The organism is bacterium, from assembly GCA_023135785.1.
Taxonomy (GTDB): Bacteria; CAIJMQ01; CAIJMQ01; order CAIJMQ01; family CAIJMQ01; genus CAZNJA01.
The window spans coordinates 1-15,814 of the sequence record JAGLSL010000001.1 but is presented as its reverse complement, the minus strand read 5'-3'; the positions used below and the strand labels follow the sequence as shown (position 1 = coordinate 15,814).

At 37.8% G+C, this 15,814-nt stretch carries 15 protein-coding genes and 1 tRNA gene; 1 reads left to right on the top strand and 15 read right to left on the bottom strand.

The annotated features are described in order from the left end of the window. Positions 1-13: 13 nt before the first annotated feature. The 15 genes from KAS42_00080 to trpS all read right to left on the bottom strand — a co-directional run bounded on the left by KAS42_00080 (position 14) and on the right by trpS (position 15,307). A complete protein-coding gene (locus KAS42_00080; GenBank protein MCK4904633.1) occupies positions 14-223 on the bottom strand; it encodes a DUF167 domain-containing protein in 210 nt (69 codons plus the stop codon). A gap of 129 nt (positions 224-352) precedes the next feature. Continuing rightward, a complete protein-coding gene (locus KAS42_00075; protein MCK4904632.1) occupies positions 353-2,977 on the bottom strand; it encodes an ATP-binding protein in 2,625 nt (874 codons plus the stop codon). A gap of 302 nt (positions 2,978-3,279) precedes the next feature. Then, positions 3,280-3,369, bottom strand: a tRNA-Ser gene (locus tag KAS42_00070). Between the two features lie 159 nt (positions 3,370-3,528). Next, a complete protein-coding gene (locus KAS42_00065) occupies positions 3,529-4,026 on the bottom strand; it encodes a YajQ family cyclic di-GMP-binding protein (GenBank protein MCK4904631.1) in 498 nt (165 codons plus the stop codon). Positions 4,027-4,053: 27 nt separating this feature from the next. Beyond that, entirely contained in the window at positions 4,054-4,425 is a 372-nt protein-coding gene (locus tag KAS42_00060) for a response regulator (GenBank protein ID MCK4904630.1), read from the bottom strand. Continuing rightward, positions 4,418-4,939: an NAD(P)H-dependent oxidoreductase gene (locus tag KAS42_00055; GenBank protein ID MCK4904629.1), complete on the bottom strand. Its 522-nt coding sequence runs from the start codon at positions 4,937-4,939 to the stop codon at positions 4,418-4,420. The genes KAS42_00060 and KAS42_00055 overlap by 8 nt, the downstream gene beginning before the upstream one ends. 56 nt (positions 4,940-4,995) lie before the next feature. Continuing rightward, on the bottom strand, positions 4,996-5,922 hold the full coding sequence (locus KAS42_00050; GenBank protein ID MCK4904628.1) for a sugar phosphate isomerase/epimerase: 927 nt from the start codon (positions 5,920-5,922) through the stop codon (positions 4,996-4,998). Positions 5,923-5,975: 53 nt separating this feature from the next. Beyond that, entirely contained in the window at positions 5,976-7,940 is a 1,965-nt protein-coding gene (locus KAS42_00045) for a transketolase (GenBank protein MCK4904627.1), read from the bottom strand. A gap of 32 nt (positions 7,941-7,972) precedes the next feature. Then, positions 7,973-10,549 carry a glycoside hydrolase family 3 C-terminal domain-containing protein gene (locus tag KAS42_00040; GenBank protein MCK4904626.1) on the bottom strand — a complete coding sequence of 859 codons (2,577 nt, stop codon included), beginning with the start codon at positions 10,547-10,549 and terminating at the stop codon, positions 7,973-7,975. A 68-nt stretch (positions 10,550-10,617) separates the two neighbouring features. Further along, positions 10,618-11,562, bottom strand: coding sequence for a pyruvate ferredoxin oxidoreductase (locus tag KAS42_00035; GenBank protein MCK4904625.1), 945 nt, complete (start codon positions 11,560-11,562; stop codon positions 10,618-10,620). Positions 11,563-11,690: 128 nt separating this feature from the next. Continuing rightward, entirely contained in the window at positions 11,691-12,869 is a 1,179-nt protein-coding gene (gene porA, locus KAS42_00030; GenBank protein MCK4904624.1) for a pyruvate ferredoxin oxidoreductase, read from the bottom strand. A 69-nt stretch (positions 12,870-12,938) separates the two neighbouring features. Next, a complete protein-coding gene (locus KAS42_00025) occupies positions 12,939-13,250 on the bottom strand; it encodes a 4Fe-4S binding protein (GenBank protein MCK4904623.1) in 312 nt (103 codons plus the stop codon). After that, a complete protein-coding gene (locus KAS42_00020; protein MCK4904622.1) occupies positions 13,228-13,806 on the bottom strand; it encodes a 2-oxoacid:acceptor oxidoreductase family protein in 579 nt (192 codons plus the stop codon). The genes KAS42_00025 and KAS42_00020 overlap by 23 nt, the downstream gene beginning before the upstream one ends. A 57-nt stretch (positions 13,807-13,863) precedes the next feature. Beyond that, positions 13,864-14,055: a ferredoxin gene (locus tag KAS42_00015; protein MCK4904621.1), complete on the bottom strand. Its 192-nt coding sequence runs from the start codon at positions 14,053-14,055 to the stop codon at positions 13,864-13,866. A gap of 253 nt (positions 14,056-14,308) precedes the next feature. Continuing rightward, positions 14,309-15,307 carry a tryptophan--tRNA ligase gene (trpS, locus tag KAS42_00010; GenBank protein MCK4904620.1) on the bottom strand — a complete coding sequence of 333 codons (999 nt, stop codon included), beginning with the start codon at positions 15,305-15,307 and terminating at the stop codon, positions 14,309-14,311. Between the two features lie 348 nt (positions 15,308-15,655). Here trpS and KAS42_00005 point away from each other — a divergent pair. Beyond that, positions 15,656-15,814: type II secretion system F family protein (locus tag KAS42_00005; protein ID MCK4904619.1), on the top strand; the 159-nt coding region annotated here is incomplete at its 3' end.

Here is a 15,814-nt window from a genome sequence, read left to right as displayed (position 1 = left end):
TGATTTTCAATAGCTATAATAATTTCTTTGGCGTTTTAAAACCTCTCACCAATCGGACTTTATTTTCGGGGAGTTTTAAAAACGAAGCAAGCGCTTCAGTTACAGCTTTATTTGCTTGGCCTTGTATCGGTTTTGCTCTTACTTTAACTTGGAAACTATCTTCGGATTTTTGAATGACTTCTTCTTTCTTTGAATTTGTGGTGACTTTTACTTTGATGAGCATAGGGTTTTATACTTATCAGACAAGATATGATTTTAGTAGTTTTATATTATTCTATGAGTTCTTCTTGGATTTTTACTATTGTACCTGATATTCCGTCCAAAGTAATGAGAATTGTGAAATCTCTCTTGATCACAATTTCTTTTGTACCCATAACGGGAAATCTTTCTTGCTTAATTTAAGATTGCTTTTCATATCTGCATTGACCTTGGCTAGAACTTTCATTAATCCTTTAAATTCCTTTTTCATTCTATCAGCATCTCGTTCGTTCTCATAATATACAAAATCGCGTAGTTCCTCAAAAAAATCTTCCACTAAGCTATTTATCTTTTTGTTACTTATAATACTAGCTTCTTTATTTACAAAAAATTGTATTAAAGGATGGTTAATATTAAACGCTACTTTTATCTTGATACCTGGATATGCACCAATATAAGAACCTTCAAATTGTAACAATTCGATACTATGCGAATATGGGAATCGTTTACGATTTCTAGTTCGTCCTGGGTAAATAACATAGTATGCCACCTCGGTTTCACACTTTATTTTTGTTTTAAAATTAAGTAATAAATCAAGATAAAACTCTTGTTCTTCTCCTATACTAGAATATTTTACTGGGAAAATAGGCAACCTAGAATTTATCAATTTCTTTGCCTCATAGCTTCCACCGGATATCCATTGTTTCTCAAATAATCCCTGGCATAAAATAAAACAAGCATTTTTTTCTAATAAGTTATTTAGAAAGATATGATATTTTTTGCTGTTTTTATAAATTGTAACAACGAAATTTTTAATAAGTAGGTTCTGTACATTTTTAGTACAGCCTATAACTAATGGCATATATGACTCGATAAACTGCTTTGTTAGCTCTACTCTTCTTCTTTTGCTTAAAGCATGCCAATTTGCAAACAATTTACTGAATATTGTATATTGAAAATCTGAAATAATTTCACGTATGTAATCAGCATTCAAAATGCCGTTTCGGTTTAAATTCAATTTCTGTTTTTTGTTTATATTTATTTTTCCAAAGAAATTTCGATTGGGGAAAAAATCGTGCACAAAAATACCTTTGTGGCATATACTTACTGACAGATCTCTTGGATTTCTTAGAAAAGAAAATAAGCTTAGCGGAACTAGTATTTTGCCCTTCTCCTTGGCAACTATCAAAGCGCATATACCAGAATAACTATCTGTGTTAATTTTTTCTTCTAATAGTACTAACTTATTGATTACATCTTCCTCTACAACTTTGATCTTGTCACTCAGTTCGCCCTTGATACTAAGTTCCAATTTTTGAGCTTCACAACTTATTCGAGTAGAATCTTCTATAAGTGTAATTGGTATCTCAACAAACCTTATATAATTATCTATTTTTGCCTTTAAGGCGTCGAGAGATAGGGGTTCTTTTAAGAAGAATGTTATTTTTGTTCCCGTTTTTTTTCGATTTGTTTTATAAAAAGAGAAGTTCCTATTTGATTCTTGTGTAACCCTAAATTTCAAAGATTTCTTGTCTTCCATTTTAGTTTCTACTTCAAAGCATTCGCACAATAAAAAATATGCTAGTACACCAATACCAAATTCGCTTATAGCCTCGTATTTTGAGGAAATAGATGTTTGACTATAAAAACTATGTCCTAGGTTTGCAAAATAATTTTCAACTATCAGCTCATCCATTCCCATGCCATTATCTTCTATAGTTAAATTATTTCTATTTAAGGATACTAATATATGTGGGGAAAAAGAGGTGTCTATTTTCTTTTTTAATCTACAAGTATCAATAGAATTTTGCAAAGCTTCGCGAATAGCAATGTCACTTGAGGGATAAAGTCTCTTTCCAGCAAATATACTAATAATCTTATTTAGGTCAAAAGTAAATCCTATATTCTTGGGAGTAAACCCGAAGACCTTGATATCGTGTTCGACATTGTAATAATCCACTTTTAATTTTATCCCAGGTAAACGCGATATAATCTTCCGAAAATATTTTAGTTCCTTTTTAATATTTTCGTATTGAAGTAACAAAGTATCATATAAATCTCTACGTTCACACTCAGATTTAATAATGATCGTGCCGTTTTCAAACTCAAGCTTGTAATTTGCGCGATGCTTTAGCCATTCTTTTTTACTAATTTTGCCCAAAGGCACGTATTTGTTGAATAACATATCGGGAACCCTGTCATTAGTTATATCTAATGTATCTGCCAGACGTAATAGTCCTGCAAGGAATGGTATGCAAATATAATCAGTTTTAACTTTGATTTTTGGGTCAAATAAATCATAATCTAATAAGTTTTCGATTCTGTGCCCTTTGCAAACTAATGCTATAATTTCTGCATAATTTTTAATGATGCCTATTTCTTTCCAGTTCCCAATAATAAACTTAAAGCTTAGCTCATGATGTATGTGTCTAATATAATCGGCTAAATTTTTACCTTGCTCCTCTTGCTTATATATTTTATAGTCGTCGTTTTTTTCTATTTTTTTCTTATCGCGTTCGGATGGAATCATCCCCACATCGTGTAAATAACATGACATTATCAAAATGTATTTTTCCTCATCATTTAAGCAATTGATATTTTCCCCTAAGAGACTAGTAGTATTTTTTAAAACTCTTTTAGAATGGTCTATAGAATGGTCTGTAAAATGTGGGAAATTAGTCAGATATCGTCTTAATGTTTGTGTTATTTGTTTTTCGCATTCTTCAATACTCGCAAGGAATTTTGGTGGTATTTTAAACAACTCTGAAGAATTATTCATATTTTTATTTTATCAAATCATCAATTGAAACTTTTACTTTTATGAGCATGGGGTTTCAAATTTTTCGTTGCTTGCCCGCTGTCGCGTTCTTCGGTGGCGTTACGTAATAAATTACTACATAATTTACACGTGACAGCCACGTTTAAATTTCTAACTTTGCCCAGAACCACTCACTTTGCTTTCGCAAAGTTCGGGTACAGGGCATTCACACACTCGCAAAAACCCCCTTACTTTTTAAAAACGTAAGGGCTGTGCCATGAACCCGAGTGAAATTTTCGATAGAAAGTTTTGCGAGTGGTTCATGGCGGAGAGGCCGGGATTCGAACCCGGGGTGGAGTTACCCCCACAACTGCTTAGCAGGCAGCTGCCTTCAGCCACTCGGCCACCTCTCCTTTTTTCAGTCCCCCTGTTTCATTTCAGAGAAATGTAGGGGGACCAGTAAAATCGTTAATACGAGTTAATAATGGTTAACAAAGGTTACTTTAAAACATCTCACAGCCATTCTAACATTTAGTAATTCAAAAATGTATTCAACGCAGATATTTGCTTGATTAACGATAATTAGAAAAAGTAAGCGGAATGGGAAAGTCTTCCAGCTTTTTTAAATGCGCGATAACTTCCTGCAGTTCATCCTTTTTCGCTGAGCTGACTCTTATTTTTTCACCTTCAATTTGAGTTTGTACTTTAAGCTTAAGCTCTTTTATAATTCCTATTAGCTGTTTCGCTTTTTCCTTCTCAATGCCCATACATATTTCCACTGTTTGGCGAACATGACCCTGAAATGTATTTTCCGGTTTATTAAATTTCAGAGATTTCAGAGCGATGTTTCTTTTTGCCATCCTGGTAGTTAAAATGTCGGTAAGAGAACGCAACTTTGCATCATTATCGGAGACCAAAGTGATTTTTTTCTCTTTGCGGTCGTAGGCGATAGAAGATACGCTATTTTTAAAATCAAACCTCTGTATCAATTCTTTGTTTGCCTGATTTATCGCGTTGTCCATTTCCTGCAGGTCGACTTCGGATACTATATCAAAAGAAAAATTTGCCATAATTTACTCCTCAATAGTTTTACTAGTTTATCCCAATTGTTCTTTTAGAATTTCTGCTATTTTATTGATACTTTCTTTTCCCTTATTAACATATAATGCCCCTTCAAGAATTTTATTATCGAACTGGTTTTTGTTCAGACCGGTATGGTAAATGATAAGCGTATTATCATATTGGGGGTCTTTCTTGAGATAATCGCCCACTGAACCGCCGTGCCCGGTCATCATAATGTCCAATACCGCAGCATCTATCTGAGGTTTCTTGGATGAAAGTAGGGCAAGGGCATTTGCTCCATTGGGGGATTCTATTACTTCATAATCAGGAATGGCTTCAAGTATAGTTTTTAATGAAAGCCTGATAATGTCGTCATCTTCTACTAATAGAATAGTTTTTTTACTCATTTTTCACCTCACTTGTTTTATAAGATATAGGAGAAGACGCAAGAATAAATTCGACCTTTTTATTCAGTTTATCCATGTCTCCTGAGGTTATTTTATCAGATAAAGAAAAAGAATAAACCTCTTTTAATCCTTTTAGTAATAATTCTTTTTTCATAATTCTTAATGCTCTATCCTTACCTGTCCCACTGCCGTATGTTACAAAAATAGCTCCGTTTTTGCCTTCTAACCCACTGCATTTTTTTAAGAAGGTGTTGACTTGGGGTGTTGGAGAAAATGCCCAGACGGGACTGCCTATAATAATAAAGTCGAATTCTTTCATGTCCCATTGGAGCTGTTCGGTTTTTGCCTTTACACGGAAGAGAGCTTTAAATGAATTGGTGAAAAAAGTTCCGAAATTTCCTTCTAATTTTATGCGGGAAACTTGTATGTTTTTCTTTTCAAGCTGATTTTCTATTTCTATAGCGGCTTTTTCTGTGTTTCCGGTTAACGAAAAATATACAATCGCAACTTTCATAATTGATTTACCTCCTCTTCTTAACGCGCAATTATATTACTTATTGTAGTTGTTCTTCAAACTTGAGCGGTTTGTATACAGAAATTACAATAACAGATGGGTTCGGATTCTGCGTTGTAAATGAAATGGTTACATTTACGGCATCTTAGAAAGTGTTTTTTGGGAGAATCTTTTTCTAATATTTGATTATCTTTTAACATTCTTACTTCCTTGAACATCCAGCTTAGTTCCCTTCCCTGCCAGGGGAGCGATTCAATCATTAAAGGCCTTTTGAATTTTATATTTTCTACAGCGCTGAAAAATTCTGCCCAGTTAATTTTGCCATAGGGCGGTTGTAAGTGCATATCTTTTGTCCCGTCGTTATCGTGAACATGACAGTCAAACATTTTTTCCTTTATTACATTAAATGTCTCAATCACTCCTTTGCCAACATTGGCGTGTCCGGTATCCAAGCAGACCCCCAGAAAAGGTGAAGGAAATTCGTCTAATATCTTCTTTAGTGTTTCGATCTTGTATAAGGGATGCAATGGCAGCATATTTTCAACGGCAAGTTTTATGTTGAGCTGTTCCGCATTTTTAAGGAGTATTTCTAAACTTTCCTTGAAGAGTTCTTCTCTGACGGGAATATCTGTATCTTGTTTTACTCTACCGCCGGGATGAATTGTAAGGACCTGTGTTTTTATAATGTCCATCTGCCTCATAACAGCAATGTGTTGGTTTATTGCCTTTTTTCTTATTATGGAACTTAAGCTTGAAAGGTCTTTATCTTCGCCAAAAGGAGCATGGATAGAAGAGATAATTATATTTCTTTTTTCTAAATCCTGATTTAATTGAGAAAGTTTTTGGTGAGTTTTGTTCAATAGAAACGAAGCATGCGCTTCTATTTTATGAATTTCGGCCTTTTGGAGTATTTCTATTGTTTTATAGAATGTTCCTTTTTGGTAACATTCTTCTAATTCAGGAATAACAAGTCCTAATTCCATAAGTATTTTTCTTTTGAAGAAGTTAATATAACTTTAGAAATTGTTGAAGATGCCTATTTTTTTAAATTAGATAATACGGTTTGAGTTATGCCGGCTTCATCCATCCCAAAGAGCTTGTAAAGTTCTTCGGGTTTTCCGGATTCGCCGTAGTGGTCAACGCCTATTTTTACAAATTTTACGACGAGGGATTCTTCTGCTATTACCTGCGCGACAATAGAACCTAATCCTGTTTCTTTGTGGTGGTCTTCGAGAGTGACGATAAGCCCCGTATTAACTGCTTGTCTTATTGCGTCTTTGTCTATATCAGAGGGGCATGAAATATTCACAACTCTGACGGAATACCCTTTTGTTTTTAGAGAATCAGAAACTTTGATGGCTTTTTCTGAAATGGCTCCGCAGGTTATTATGGAAGCATCGTTTCCGTCTCTTAAAATGTCCGCCTTGCCGTATTGGAATTCATATTTCCCCCCAAATAATGGACTGCAGTCTTCTGCAAGAACTATTGGAAGCTTTGACCTCCCCATAGCAACGATAAAGTTACCTCTTTTTTTAGCTATATATCTTACAGCTCTATCGGTCTGATTGGGGTCGGCAGGGACGATAATTTTAAATCCGAACAGATTCCTCATCGCTCCTATGTAATCAATGCACTGGTGTGTTTTGCCGTCTTCTCCAACGTCTAATCCGCAATGGGTGCACATTAGTTTAAGGTTGGAATTATTAATATCGTTTAGTCGGTGCTGGTTATAGGTCTCGTCAATACCGAATACTCCAAAATCAGCAAAAAAGGTTACAATTCCTTCCGTAGAAAGCGCTCCTGCAACTGTGGCAGTGTTATGCTCTTGAACGCCTCCTTGTAGAAAATTGCAAGAACAGTTATTTGCAAATGAAGCCGTCTTTACGGATGTGGACAAATCACAATCCAAAACAACCAAAGGATTTTTGCCGGGTACATTCCTGCCTATTTGCCCGCCTGCTGCGAAGCGGGCAGGGAAATTACGTTTACCGATATCAGCCAGTGCTTTTCCGAATGCGCTTCTGTTGTCTGTTTTTTCCTCAGGTCCGTATATAAATGGAGTGCCTACATCTATGTCTATTTTTTCTTCCGGTCTTTTTCCCGGCAACAAAGGATGAATTTTTTCTCTCCTTTTACTGTATTTAGTTAAGTCATCTACAAGCCCTAATTCTTTTATAGCCTGTTTATATTGTTCTATGTTTAACGCTTTACCGTGAAATTCCCATTTATTTTCTATAAACGATATACCTTTGCCCATAGTGGTTCGGGCAATAATGGCAACTAGCTTGTTCTTACTGTGAGCCCCTTCTCTAAGGGCTTCGTAGATTTGCTTATAATCATGTCCGTTAATCTCCAGAACTTTCCATCCGTCGGCTTCATAATTTGCTTTTATATTCTGAGGCATTACATCATGAATCCATCCCGAAATCTGGAGTTGATTGTAGTCTATAATAACGGTAAGGTTTGTAAGGTTATATTTCTTGGCAAATTTTCTTGCTTCGGCAATTTGTCCTTTTGCTTGCTCTCCGTCGCTCATTACCACAAAAACATTCCAGTCCTCTTTCTTAATTCTTGATGCAATGGCAAAACCGCAACCTGCTGAAAGTCCTTGTCCTAAATTACCGGTTGACCACTCTATGCCGGGGACATCTCTTACGACGTGTCCCTCAAAAAGAGTTTTCTCATTTCGGAAACCTGATATCACATCGTCGATATTTATGAATCCCAATCTTCCCAATGTTGAATATACGCCCGGAGAAATATGTCCGCACGAGATTATGATTCGGTCTCTTAACGGATGATAAGGTTCTTTTGGGTCCACTTTTGCGTAGGAATAAAGAGTAGTAAGTATATCTATTGATGATAATGAACCGCCCGGATGTCCCGAACCGGCAAGAGTCGTCATTTTAATAATATCGCCCCTGCACAGTTGCGCAGTCTCTGTTAAATGTTTTATTTCTTCCGCTTTTAATCTGCTGTCTAAAAAACTTTTATCTTTCATTAAGAGTTCTCTTTATTAAAAATTAACAGGACCTATTTTAATTCAAATTCACCTTCAATACGAATATCTCTTGAAGAACTACCGAGCATTGCTTTGAACTTACCTGCTTCTGCCATCCAACTTTTTCTACATATATCAAAGAATTTCATATCAGAAGACTTGATAGTCAAACTGATGCGTTTTTCCTCGCCGGGCTTTAGATAAACTTTTTGGAATCCCTTTAGTTCTTTGCTTGGCCTTTCCACGCTAGATTCTATGTCTTGCAGGTAAAGCTGAACAATTTCTGCGCCTTCACGCAAACCGCTATTTTTTAAATTAAAACTCACCTCCACATTTTTCTCTTTACTAACTTTTCTTGGTGTGATTTTTATGTCGCTGTAGGAAAATTTTGTGTAGCTAAGTCCGTGTCCAAAGGGGAACAATGGTTCAATGTCCTCTTTATCAAAATGGCGATATCCGACAAAAATACCTTCTCTATAATAAACAACGCCGTCTTCGCCGGGATAGTTACCGTAAGATGGAAAATCTTCCCACTTTTTCGGGAAAGTCATAGGCAGTTTTCCGGAAGGATTGATCTGGCCGAAGAGCACATCAACAATCGCATTTCCACCTTCTTGTCCGGAATACCATACTTCCAAAAGGGCTGGTGTTTGATTAATCCAGTCATTCATTAATATTGGAGATCCGCTATTCAAGACTACAACGGTATTTTTATTAGCTTTTACGATTGCTTTAATCAAACTTTCCTGGCTGGAAGGTAGAGAGAGGTCTTTACGATCGGAACCCTCGCCCTCAATGTGATTGGATAAACCCGCAAAAACAATTGCCGCATCCGATTTTTTGGCAAGCTTCACTGCTTCTGTTTCCGTTGCAGGGTTAACATTATCAAGGGCTATATCCCAACCCAAAATTACCGCTGCTTCGCCAGCCTCTTCACAGAATTCCACCTTGATGTCGACCGGTTTGCCTTTCTTTAGTTCAACAGTGGCTGATTTGGTCTGTAAGGCATGGGGACCCCAGTTGTCGAGTAAAAGTTTACCGTTCAGATAAAGACGGGAACCGTCATCACTGCTGATGCTTAGTATATATTTCGCTGATTTTGGCGGAACAAGTTTCCCTGTCCATCGCACAGAGAAATAGTCGGCTGGGATGCCTTTAGGAAAATCATTCCCCCCCTGGAAATTGATTTGTCTGTCTATTTTGCGAATTATAGGCTCACCCTTAAATTCCATATTGTTAAAATATTCACCCAACAATCCTTGGGTTTCCTCTTCTCCTTCAGGAGGGCGCAAATAGGCGGATTCAATGGGAGGCATATCCTCTTCCATAAACATTCCCGGTGAGTAATAAATTTTTACGTCCTTACCGATTTTATTCCTCAGGGCTTCCAAAGGACTGATTGAGTAAAAAGGTATTACCCTTGAGCTACCACCTCCTCCAGTCCTGGATATTGCCGCATTAGGACCAATAACAGCAATAGATTTTATTTTTTTAATGTCGAGGGGCAGAAGGTTTCTCTCGTTTTTCATTAGCACAATGCTTTCTTGGGCTGTCTCCAAAGCGAGTTTTCTGTGCTCTGGCGTATCCAATGCGCCCGTGTCGGGTTCTTTCCCTCCTGTAAAGCCTTGGCGGGCAGGCTGATCAAAAAATTCCATTACAAACATTGCCCGTAACATACGTCGGATTTTATCGTCAATCTTAGACTCTTTCACCGTCCCGCTTTTTACTGCTTCCAGCACATCTTCTTTTATCAGATACTTTGCCTCCGGCATTTCTATATCTAATCCTGCGAATAGGGTTGGGATTGTGCTGTGCACGGCTCCCCAATCGGACATTGTAAAACCTTGGAATCCCCACTCATTCTTTAAAATATCGGTGAGGAGGGCAGTGTTTGAACTGCAATAATGACCGTTGAGTCTATTATATGCCGACATTATAGCCCAGCAATCAGCTTCCTGCACTGCGGCATTGAACGCAGGGAGATAGATTTCGCGCAGGGCGCGTTCGTCTACTCTGGTGTCAATGCTACCTCTTTCGTATTCCTGATTATTACAGGCGAGATGTTTAGTTGTAGCAATGACTTTCTCGCTCTGTACGCCTTTTACATAAGATACCGCCATTCTAGATGCCAGATATGGGTCTTCACCAAAGCTTTCGAAATTGCGGCCTGCGTGCGGCACACGTTGAATATTCACGCACGGTCCAAGTAATACATTTCGTCCCTTAGCTTTTGTTTCCCGAGCAAGCGCCTGACCGATTCGCTCTACAAGGGCAGTATCCCAGCTGGCTGCCATAGCTATGCCGGCAGGAAAAGCTGTTGCCTTTCCCCATCGCACACCCACAGGACCATCGGTCATATTCAAGGATGGAATCCCTAATCGTTCGTTAGGTTTAGATTCGAAGCCGGTCCCACTAAGCATATCGACTTTTTCCTCCAGACTCATGCGACTTAGCAGGTCTTCTATGCGTTCCTCGACGGGGATCTGAGTGTTTTTATAAACTGGCAAAGAGTTTCCTTGACTAAAAACGGTTCCTATAAGACTAAAAAAGAAACCGAACATAAGGGGAAACAGAATTCCACAACAAGCAAAATGTCTTTCTACCGTCATAGCGTATCCTCCTATTTTCTTTGCTGCGCGTCGCCCAAGGCTATGCCAGCGGCGCGAAGATATTTAATCTACTTGGTTTCTGCCCGATTGTCACACAGAGAGAGCAGTTTTTTCCATTTCTTGTCAACATCTTCCTGTATTTCAGCGAGGAGTGCTTCGTTACCTTTCTTGAAGAGATGTTTGAATCTGCTTTGAAGTTTTAATAATTCAATTATTGGTTTTTTCTCTTTAGGTTTGGAAGTCAGCTTATATACTCCTTCTTCTACTTCGTATAATGGCCAGAAACACGTTTCTGCAGCAAGTCGTCCTATTTGGAGGGTAAGTTCGGGAGCGTATCCCCAACCAAGACGGCAAGGAGTAAGGATATTAATGAAACTTGGACCATCTTTTGAAAGCGCTTTTTGCACTTTTGTTGTTAAATCTCTCCAGTCGCCTGCAACTGCTTGGGCAACATAAGGGATGTTATGCGCAACCACAATTGCAGTTAAATCTTTACGGGATTGTTCTTTGCCGGGATTTACTTTGCCTACAGGTGAGGTTGTAGTAAATCCACCTTTTGGAGTGGCTGATGAGCGTTGAATGCCGGTATTCATGTATGCCTGATTGTTATAACATACATAAAGCATTCTATGTCCTCTTTCCATAGCGCCAGATAAAGATTGCAGTCCTATGTCGTATGTTCCGCCGTCTCCGCCAAATGCGATGAAATTTACTTTTGTATCTACAGGTAGCGTACCTTGTTTCTTCAAGGATTGATAGGCGGATTCTATTCCACTACACGTTGCTGCAGAGTTCTCAAAAGCGCTATGCATCCATGGCATTTCCCATGCAGTATAAGGGAATATAGTTGTAGCAACTTCAAGACAACCGGTAGCACAAGTTACGACCAAAGGTTTTGGCGCGGCCAGAAGAACTTGTCTTGCAACAATACTGGCGCCGCATCCTGCGCATAATCTATGCCCACCGGAAAGTGGCTCCTTTTCTTTAGATAATTCTTTTAAACTCGGCATTATTTAACCTCCCTAAAATTTCTAATTACTAATATCTAATTTCCAATGAAATATCTAATGTCCAATTTCTCAAAAGCTTTTTTAAAATAGTCTATCATTAGAAATTGGGAATTTCTCTTTTTGCGTTTATTTTACTCTCTTACTCCTATATAATTAATGAGCTTTTCTATTTTCTCGCCTTTTGCGACATTCTCTAAATCCACATAGACCTTCTGGATATCTTCTACAAAGATATCTCTTCCGCCAAGTCCATAGATATAATTTATTATTTTAGGTTTTTTATCCGAATGAGTATATAGAGAAGAAGCAACTTCTGTACACACGGGACCTGCATATGCATTCATTCCGGTAGAACGGTCTAATACTGCAACAGCTTTTAAATGAGATAATGCTTTGCTTAGTTTTTCAGCCGGGAAAGGTCTGAAAACTCTAAGCCTTAAAAGTCCTACTTTCTTCCCTTGCTTTCTTAAATTGTCTACCGCAACTTTTGCTGTGCCTGCTGTAGAACCAATAACTACTATGGCAGTTTCAGCATCTTGCATCATATATTCTTCAAAAAGTCCGTAACCTCGCCCGAAATTTTTCTTAAATTCCTGATCAATTTTCAGGATAACCGGTTCTACATTGTTCATAGCTTCAATCTGTGAACGTTTATGCTCAAAATAGTAGTCGTTGAAATCTATCGCTCCGATTGTGATGGGATGATTAACGTCTAATAAGGGATGAGCTGGTTTATATTTGCCGATAAAATCTTGAATTTCTTTATTATCAAAAGTCTCTACTACTTCCATAGCGTGACTGATAATAAAGCCGTCTATTGTTACCATAATAGGTAAGAGGCTCTCTTCGGCAATCCTTACAGCTTGAATCAAACTATCGTATGCTTCCTGTGAATTTTCGCAGTAAATCTGTATCCAACCACAGTCTCTTGCTCCCATAGTATCCGAATGGTCAGCGTGGATATTTATCGGCGCGCTTAGGCTTCTGTTGACTTCGGGCATAACAATCGGAAGGCGTAGAGCTGAGGCAATATAGAGCATTTCAAACATCAAGGCCAAACCTTGAGACGAAGTGGCTGTCATTGCCCTTGAACCTGCAGCGGATGCGCCGATAGTTGCGCTCATAGCGCTATGTTCGCTTTCAACTGCTACAAATTCTGTGTTAACATCTCCGTCTGCGACATACTGTGAAAATATCTGGACAATCTCGGTTGCCGGAGTTATAGGATAAGCAGCTACAACATCGGGGTTTATTTGTTTCATAGCATAAGCCATGGCTTCATTTCCTGTTATCGCAAGTTTTTTTTGCATATGTTCCTCTTTCTCAGAAGACAGAAGTCAGATTTTTCTGTTTTCTGTCCTCTGTTTTCTGTCATCTGTTTATTTTTCAGGTACCATTGTTATCGCTTTTTCAGGCTTAACCGGACATTCTTCGGCGCAAATACCACAGCCTTTACAATGGTCTAAATCTATTCCATCAACTTTACCGTCTTTGACTATGATTGAAGAATCGGGGCAATAAATCCAGCATCTTAAACAGTTTATGCATTTTTCTTTATTCCATACGGGACGAATATTTCGCCAATCGCCGGTCTTATAATTTTTGGCTGTTCCTGCATTCAGTATTGCGCCTATAGGCAGTTGTTTCCATCCTTTCAGTTTTTTGTCTTCACTCACCTTTGACCTCCTCATATGCTCTCTTAATTGCAAGGATATTACCTTCTATTAGTTCGGGCTTTGTCCTGAATTTCTTTTCTAATTTTTTCTTTGTATCTTCAAGTACATTTTCTATCTCCAGAAGTCCGCTTACTTTTACTAAAGCTCCCAACATTGGAGTATTTGGAATGTCTCTGCCTAAAGTTTCTTTTGATATTCCGGATGCATCTATTGTAAAAATTTTTTTGCCGCTCATCCCCATTTCTTTTCTCATTTCTGCAGGCGATGAGGCAGTGTTTATAATTATCACTCCGTCGTCAGAAAGACCTGCGATAACATCAACTGTTGCCATAAGAGTTGGGTCTAAGACAGCCACAATGTCCGGAGAGGTTATCCCGCAGTGCAGAGTTATCGGCTTATTACTTAAACGGTCAAAGGACTGAACAGGCGCACCCATTCTTTCCGGACCATATTCCGGAAATGCCTGAATAAATTTACCTGCACTCATTGCTGAATCGGCAAATAAAAGAGCTGCTGTTTTTGCTCCTTGACCGCCTCTTCCATGCCAGCGTATTTCCACCATATCTTTCATTTTTTGCCCCTCTTCCTAAAATTATATAATAAAAAAAGAGTAACGAATTTATTTTCGCTACTCTTCTATAATTGTTATGGCTTCCACAGGACAATCGTCTATTGCGTCTTTCACGCAGTCTTCATGTTCGGGGGCCACTTCGTCAGTTGTTACTTGCGCAACATCATCTGTTAACTCAAACACTTCTGCGCAGTTATCAGAACATAATCCGCATCCTGTGCAAAGTTCTTCGTCAATCTTAACTTTCATGCTTATTTTCCTCCTTTTTACTCCAACTTTATGTCGGATTTAAACTTTATAGAAATTCTTTGCAAATTTTAGAGAATTTAACAAATAGAATTCTTTAAGTCAAGTTCAACGATAAATATATGATTACTCAGGAATGTCATTGCGAACAAAGTGAAGCAATCTCTGGGATTGCCACGCTCCTTTTAGTCGCTCGCAATGACAGCAAAGCCGTCATCTGTGTAATCAAGGATAGGTTTATTTTTAAATCCTATCCTTAAAAATAATCCAATCCCATTGCTTTTTTAACAAGGCGTAACGTCTCTTTGGCTTCCGTTTGAGTTTTTTTAGTTCCTTTATTTAATATTTCTTCTACAAGCCCAGAGTTGTTTTCAAACTTATTCCTTTTTTCTCTTATCGGAGCCAAAAATTCGTTTAAGGCGTTGTTCAATTTTTGTTTCACTTCAACGTCTCCGACAGCTCCTTTTTTATATCTTTCTTTTAATTCCTCGACTTCTTTTTTATTTTTATTGAAAGCATCGTGATATATAAATACGGGATTTCCTTTTACGTGTCCCGGGTCTGTTGGATGAATTCTTGTAGGGTCGGTATACATTTTTATAACTTTTGTTTTTACTGTTTCGCAAGAATCGGAAAGATATATACAATTATTCAATGATTTGCTCATTTTTGCTTTACCGTCTGTTCCCACCAATGTAGCGACGTCTCCTATTAATGCTTTCGTTTCGGGGAACACTTCTCCATATAAACCGTTAAATCTTCTGGCAATTTCTCTTGTAAGCTCCACGTGGGATTCTTGGTCTTTGCCTACGGGGACGAGATTTGCTCTAACGACGAGAATATCTGCGGCTTGTATAATGGGATATCCCAACAAACCATAAGAAGGATTTTCTATCTTCAAAGCTTTTATCATATCTTTCAGAGTCGGTATTCTTTCTAATCTTGATATGCTTACCAACATTGACAAAAGTATTGCAAGTTCTGAAATTTCCGGAATTTTGGATTGCACAAAAATTGTGGATTTTTCAGGGTCTATGCCTACTGAAAGATAGTCAAGAACTAAATCTTTTATATTTTGGGAAACTGTGCCTATACTTTGCGGGTCGGATTTTGTGGTGAGTGTATGCAAATCGGCGATTATAAAAAAGCATTCATATTCTTCCTGCAGTTTGACCCTGTTTCTTAAACTGCCGACATAATGTCCCAAATGCAGTTTGCCGGTAGGACGGTCGCCTGTAAGTATTCTTTTTCGCATATTCTTTCTCGCCGAAAAGTTCGCGTTGGGATTATATTAACCCCGTAAAAGATTTAACAAGTTGCTCGTAAACATTATGTAGCGTGACAGTTGTTTTCACTGTTGACAAATATCCAGTATTTTTTTAAATCTTCAGCGGGGTCAAGTCCGTGAAATTCATAATAACACAGTAAAATAATTTTTCAAAATGTGTATATCAATCCGCTTTTTTATATGTTTTGCACCTGTCTAATTATGGATTAACGGGGCAAGTATATCATTTTTTTTTAGTAGTAATCTTGAGTTGTAGTTGAATCTCTGCAATCTATAGCATAAAATCCTTGTAATCTATAAATATATTAATTTAAAATGATAACTCAAAAGACATTATCTAATTTTTATCACGAGTTTGCTACGCTAATTCACGCAGGTGTGAACATCCTTCAGGCATTGCGTTCTCTTTCAAATTCCACCTCGCATCCTCAATTAAAGAAGATAATTCGCAGTGTAACAGCAGAGATTGAAAAA

Coding starts and splice junctions, on each gene's coding strand:
- KAS42_00025 (MCK4904623.1), bottom strand. CDS start 13,250: ATGAGGAGGTCAAAGGTGAGTGAAGACAAAAAACTGAAAGGATGGAAA.
- KAS42_00075 (MCK4904632.1), bottom strand. CDS start 2,977: ATGAATAATTCTTCAGAGTTGTTTAAAATACCACCAAAATTCCTTGCG.
- KAS42_00065 (MCK4904631.1), bottom strand. CDS start 4,026: ATGGCAAATTTTTCTTTTGATATAGTATCCGAAGTCGACCTGCAGGAA.
- KAS42_00020 (MCK4904622.1), bottom strand. CDS start 13,806: ATGAAAGATATGGTGGAAATACGCTGGCATGGAAGAGGCGGTCAAGGA.
- KAS42_00015 (MCK4904621.1), bottom strand. CDS start 14,055: ATGAAAGTTAAGATTGACGAAGAACTTTGCACAGGATGCGGATTATGT.
- KAS42_00040 (MCK4904626.1), bottom strand. CDS start 10,549: ATGACGGTAGAAAGACATTTTGCTTGTTGTGGAATTCTGTTTCCCCTT.
- KAS42_00050 (MCK4904628.1), bottom strand. CDS start 5,922: ATGGAATTAGGACTTGTTATTCCTGAATTAGAAGAATGTTACCAAAAA.
- KAS42_00055 (MCK4904629.1), bottom strand. CDS start 4,939: ATGAAAGTTGCGATTGTATATTTTTCGTTAACCGGAAACACAGAAAAA.
- trpS (MCK4904620.1), bottom strand. CDS start 15,307: ATGCGAAAAAGAATACTTACAGGCGACCGTCCTACCGGCAAACTGCAT.
- KAS42_00080 (MCK4904633.1), bottom strand. CDS start 223: ATGCTCATCAAAGTAAAAGTCACCACAAATTCAAAGAAAGAAGAAGTC.
- porA (MCK4904624.1), bottom strand. CDS start 12,869: ATGCAAAAAAAACTTGCGATAACAGGAAATGAAGCCATGGCTTATGCT.
- KAS42_00060 (MCK4904630.1), bottom strand. CDS start 4,425: ATGAGTAAAAAAACTATTCTATTAGTAGAAGATGACGACATTATCAGG.
- KAS42_00045 (MCK4904627.1), bottom strand. CDS start 7,940: ATGAAAGATAAAAGTTTTTTAGACAGCAGATTAAAAGCGGAAGAAATA.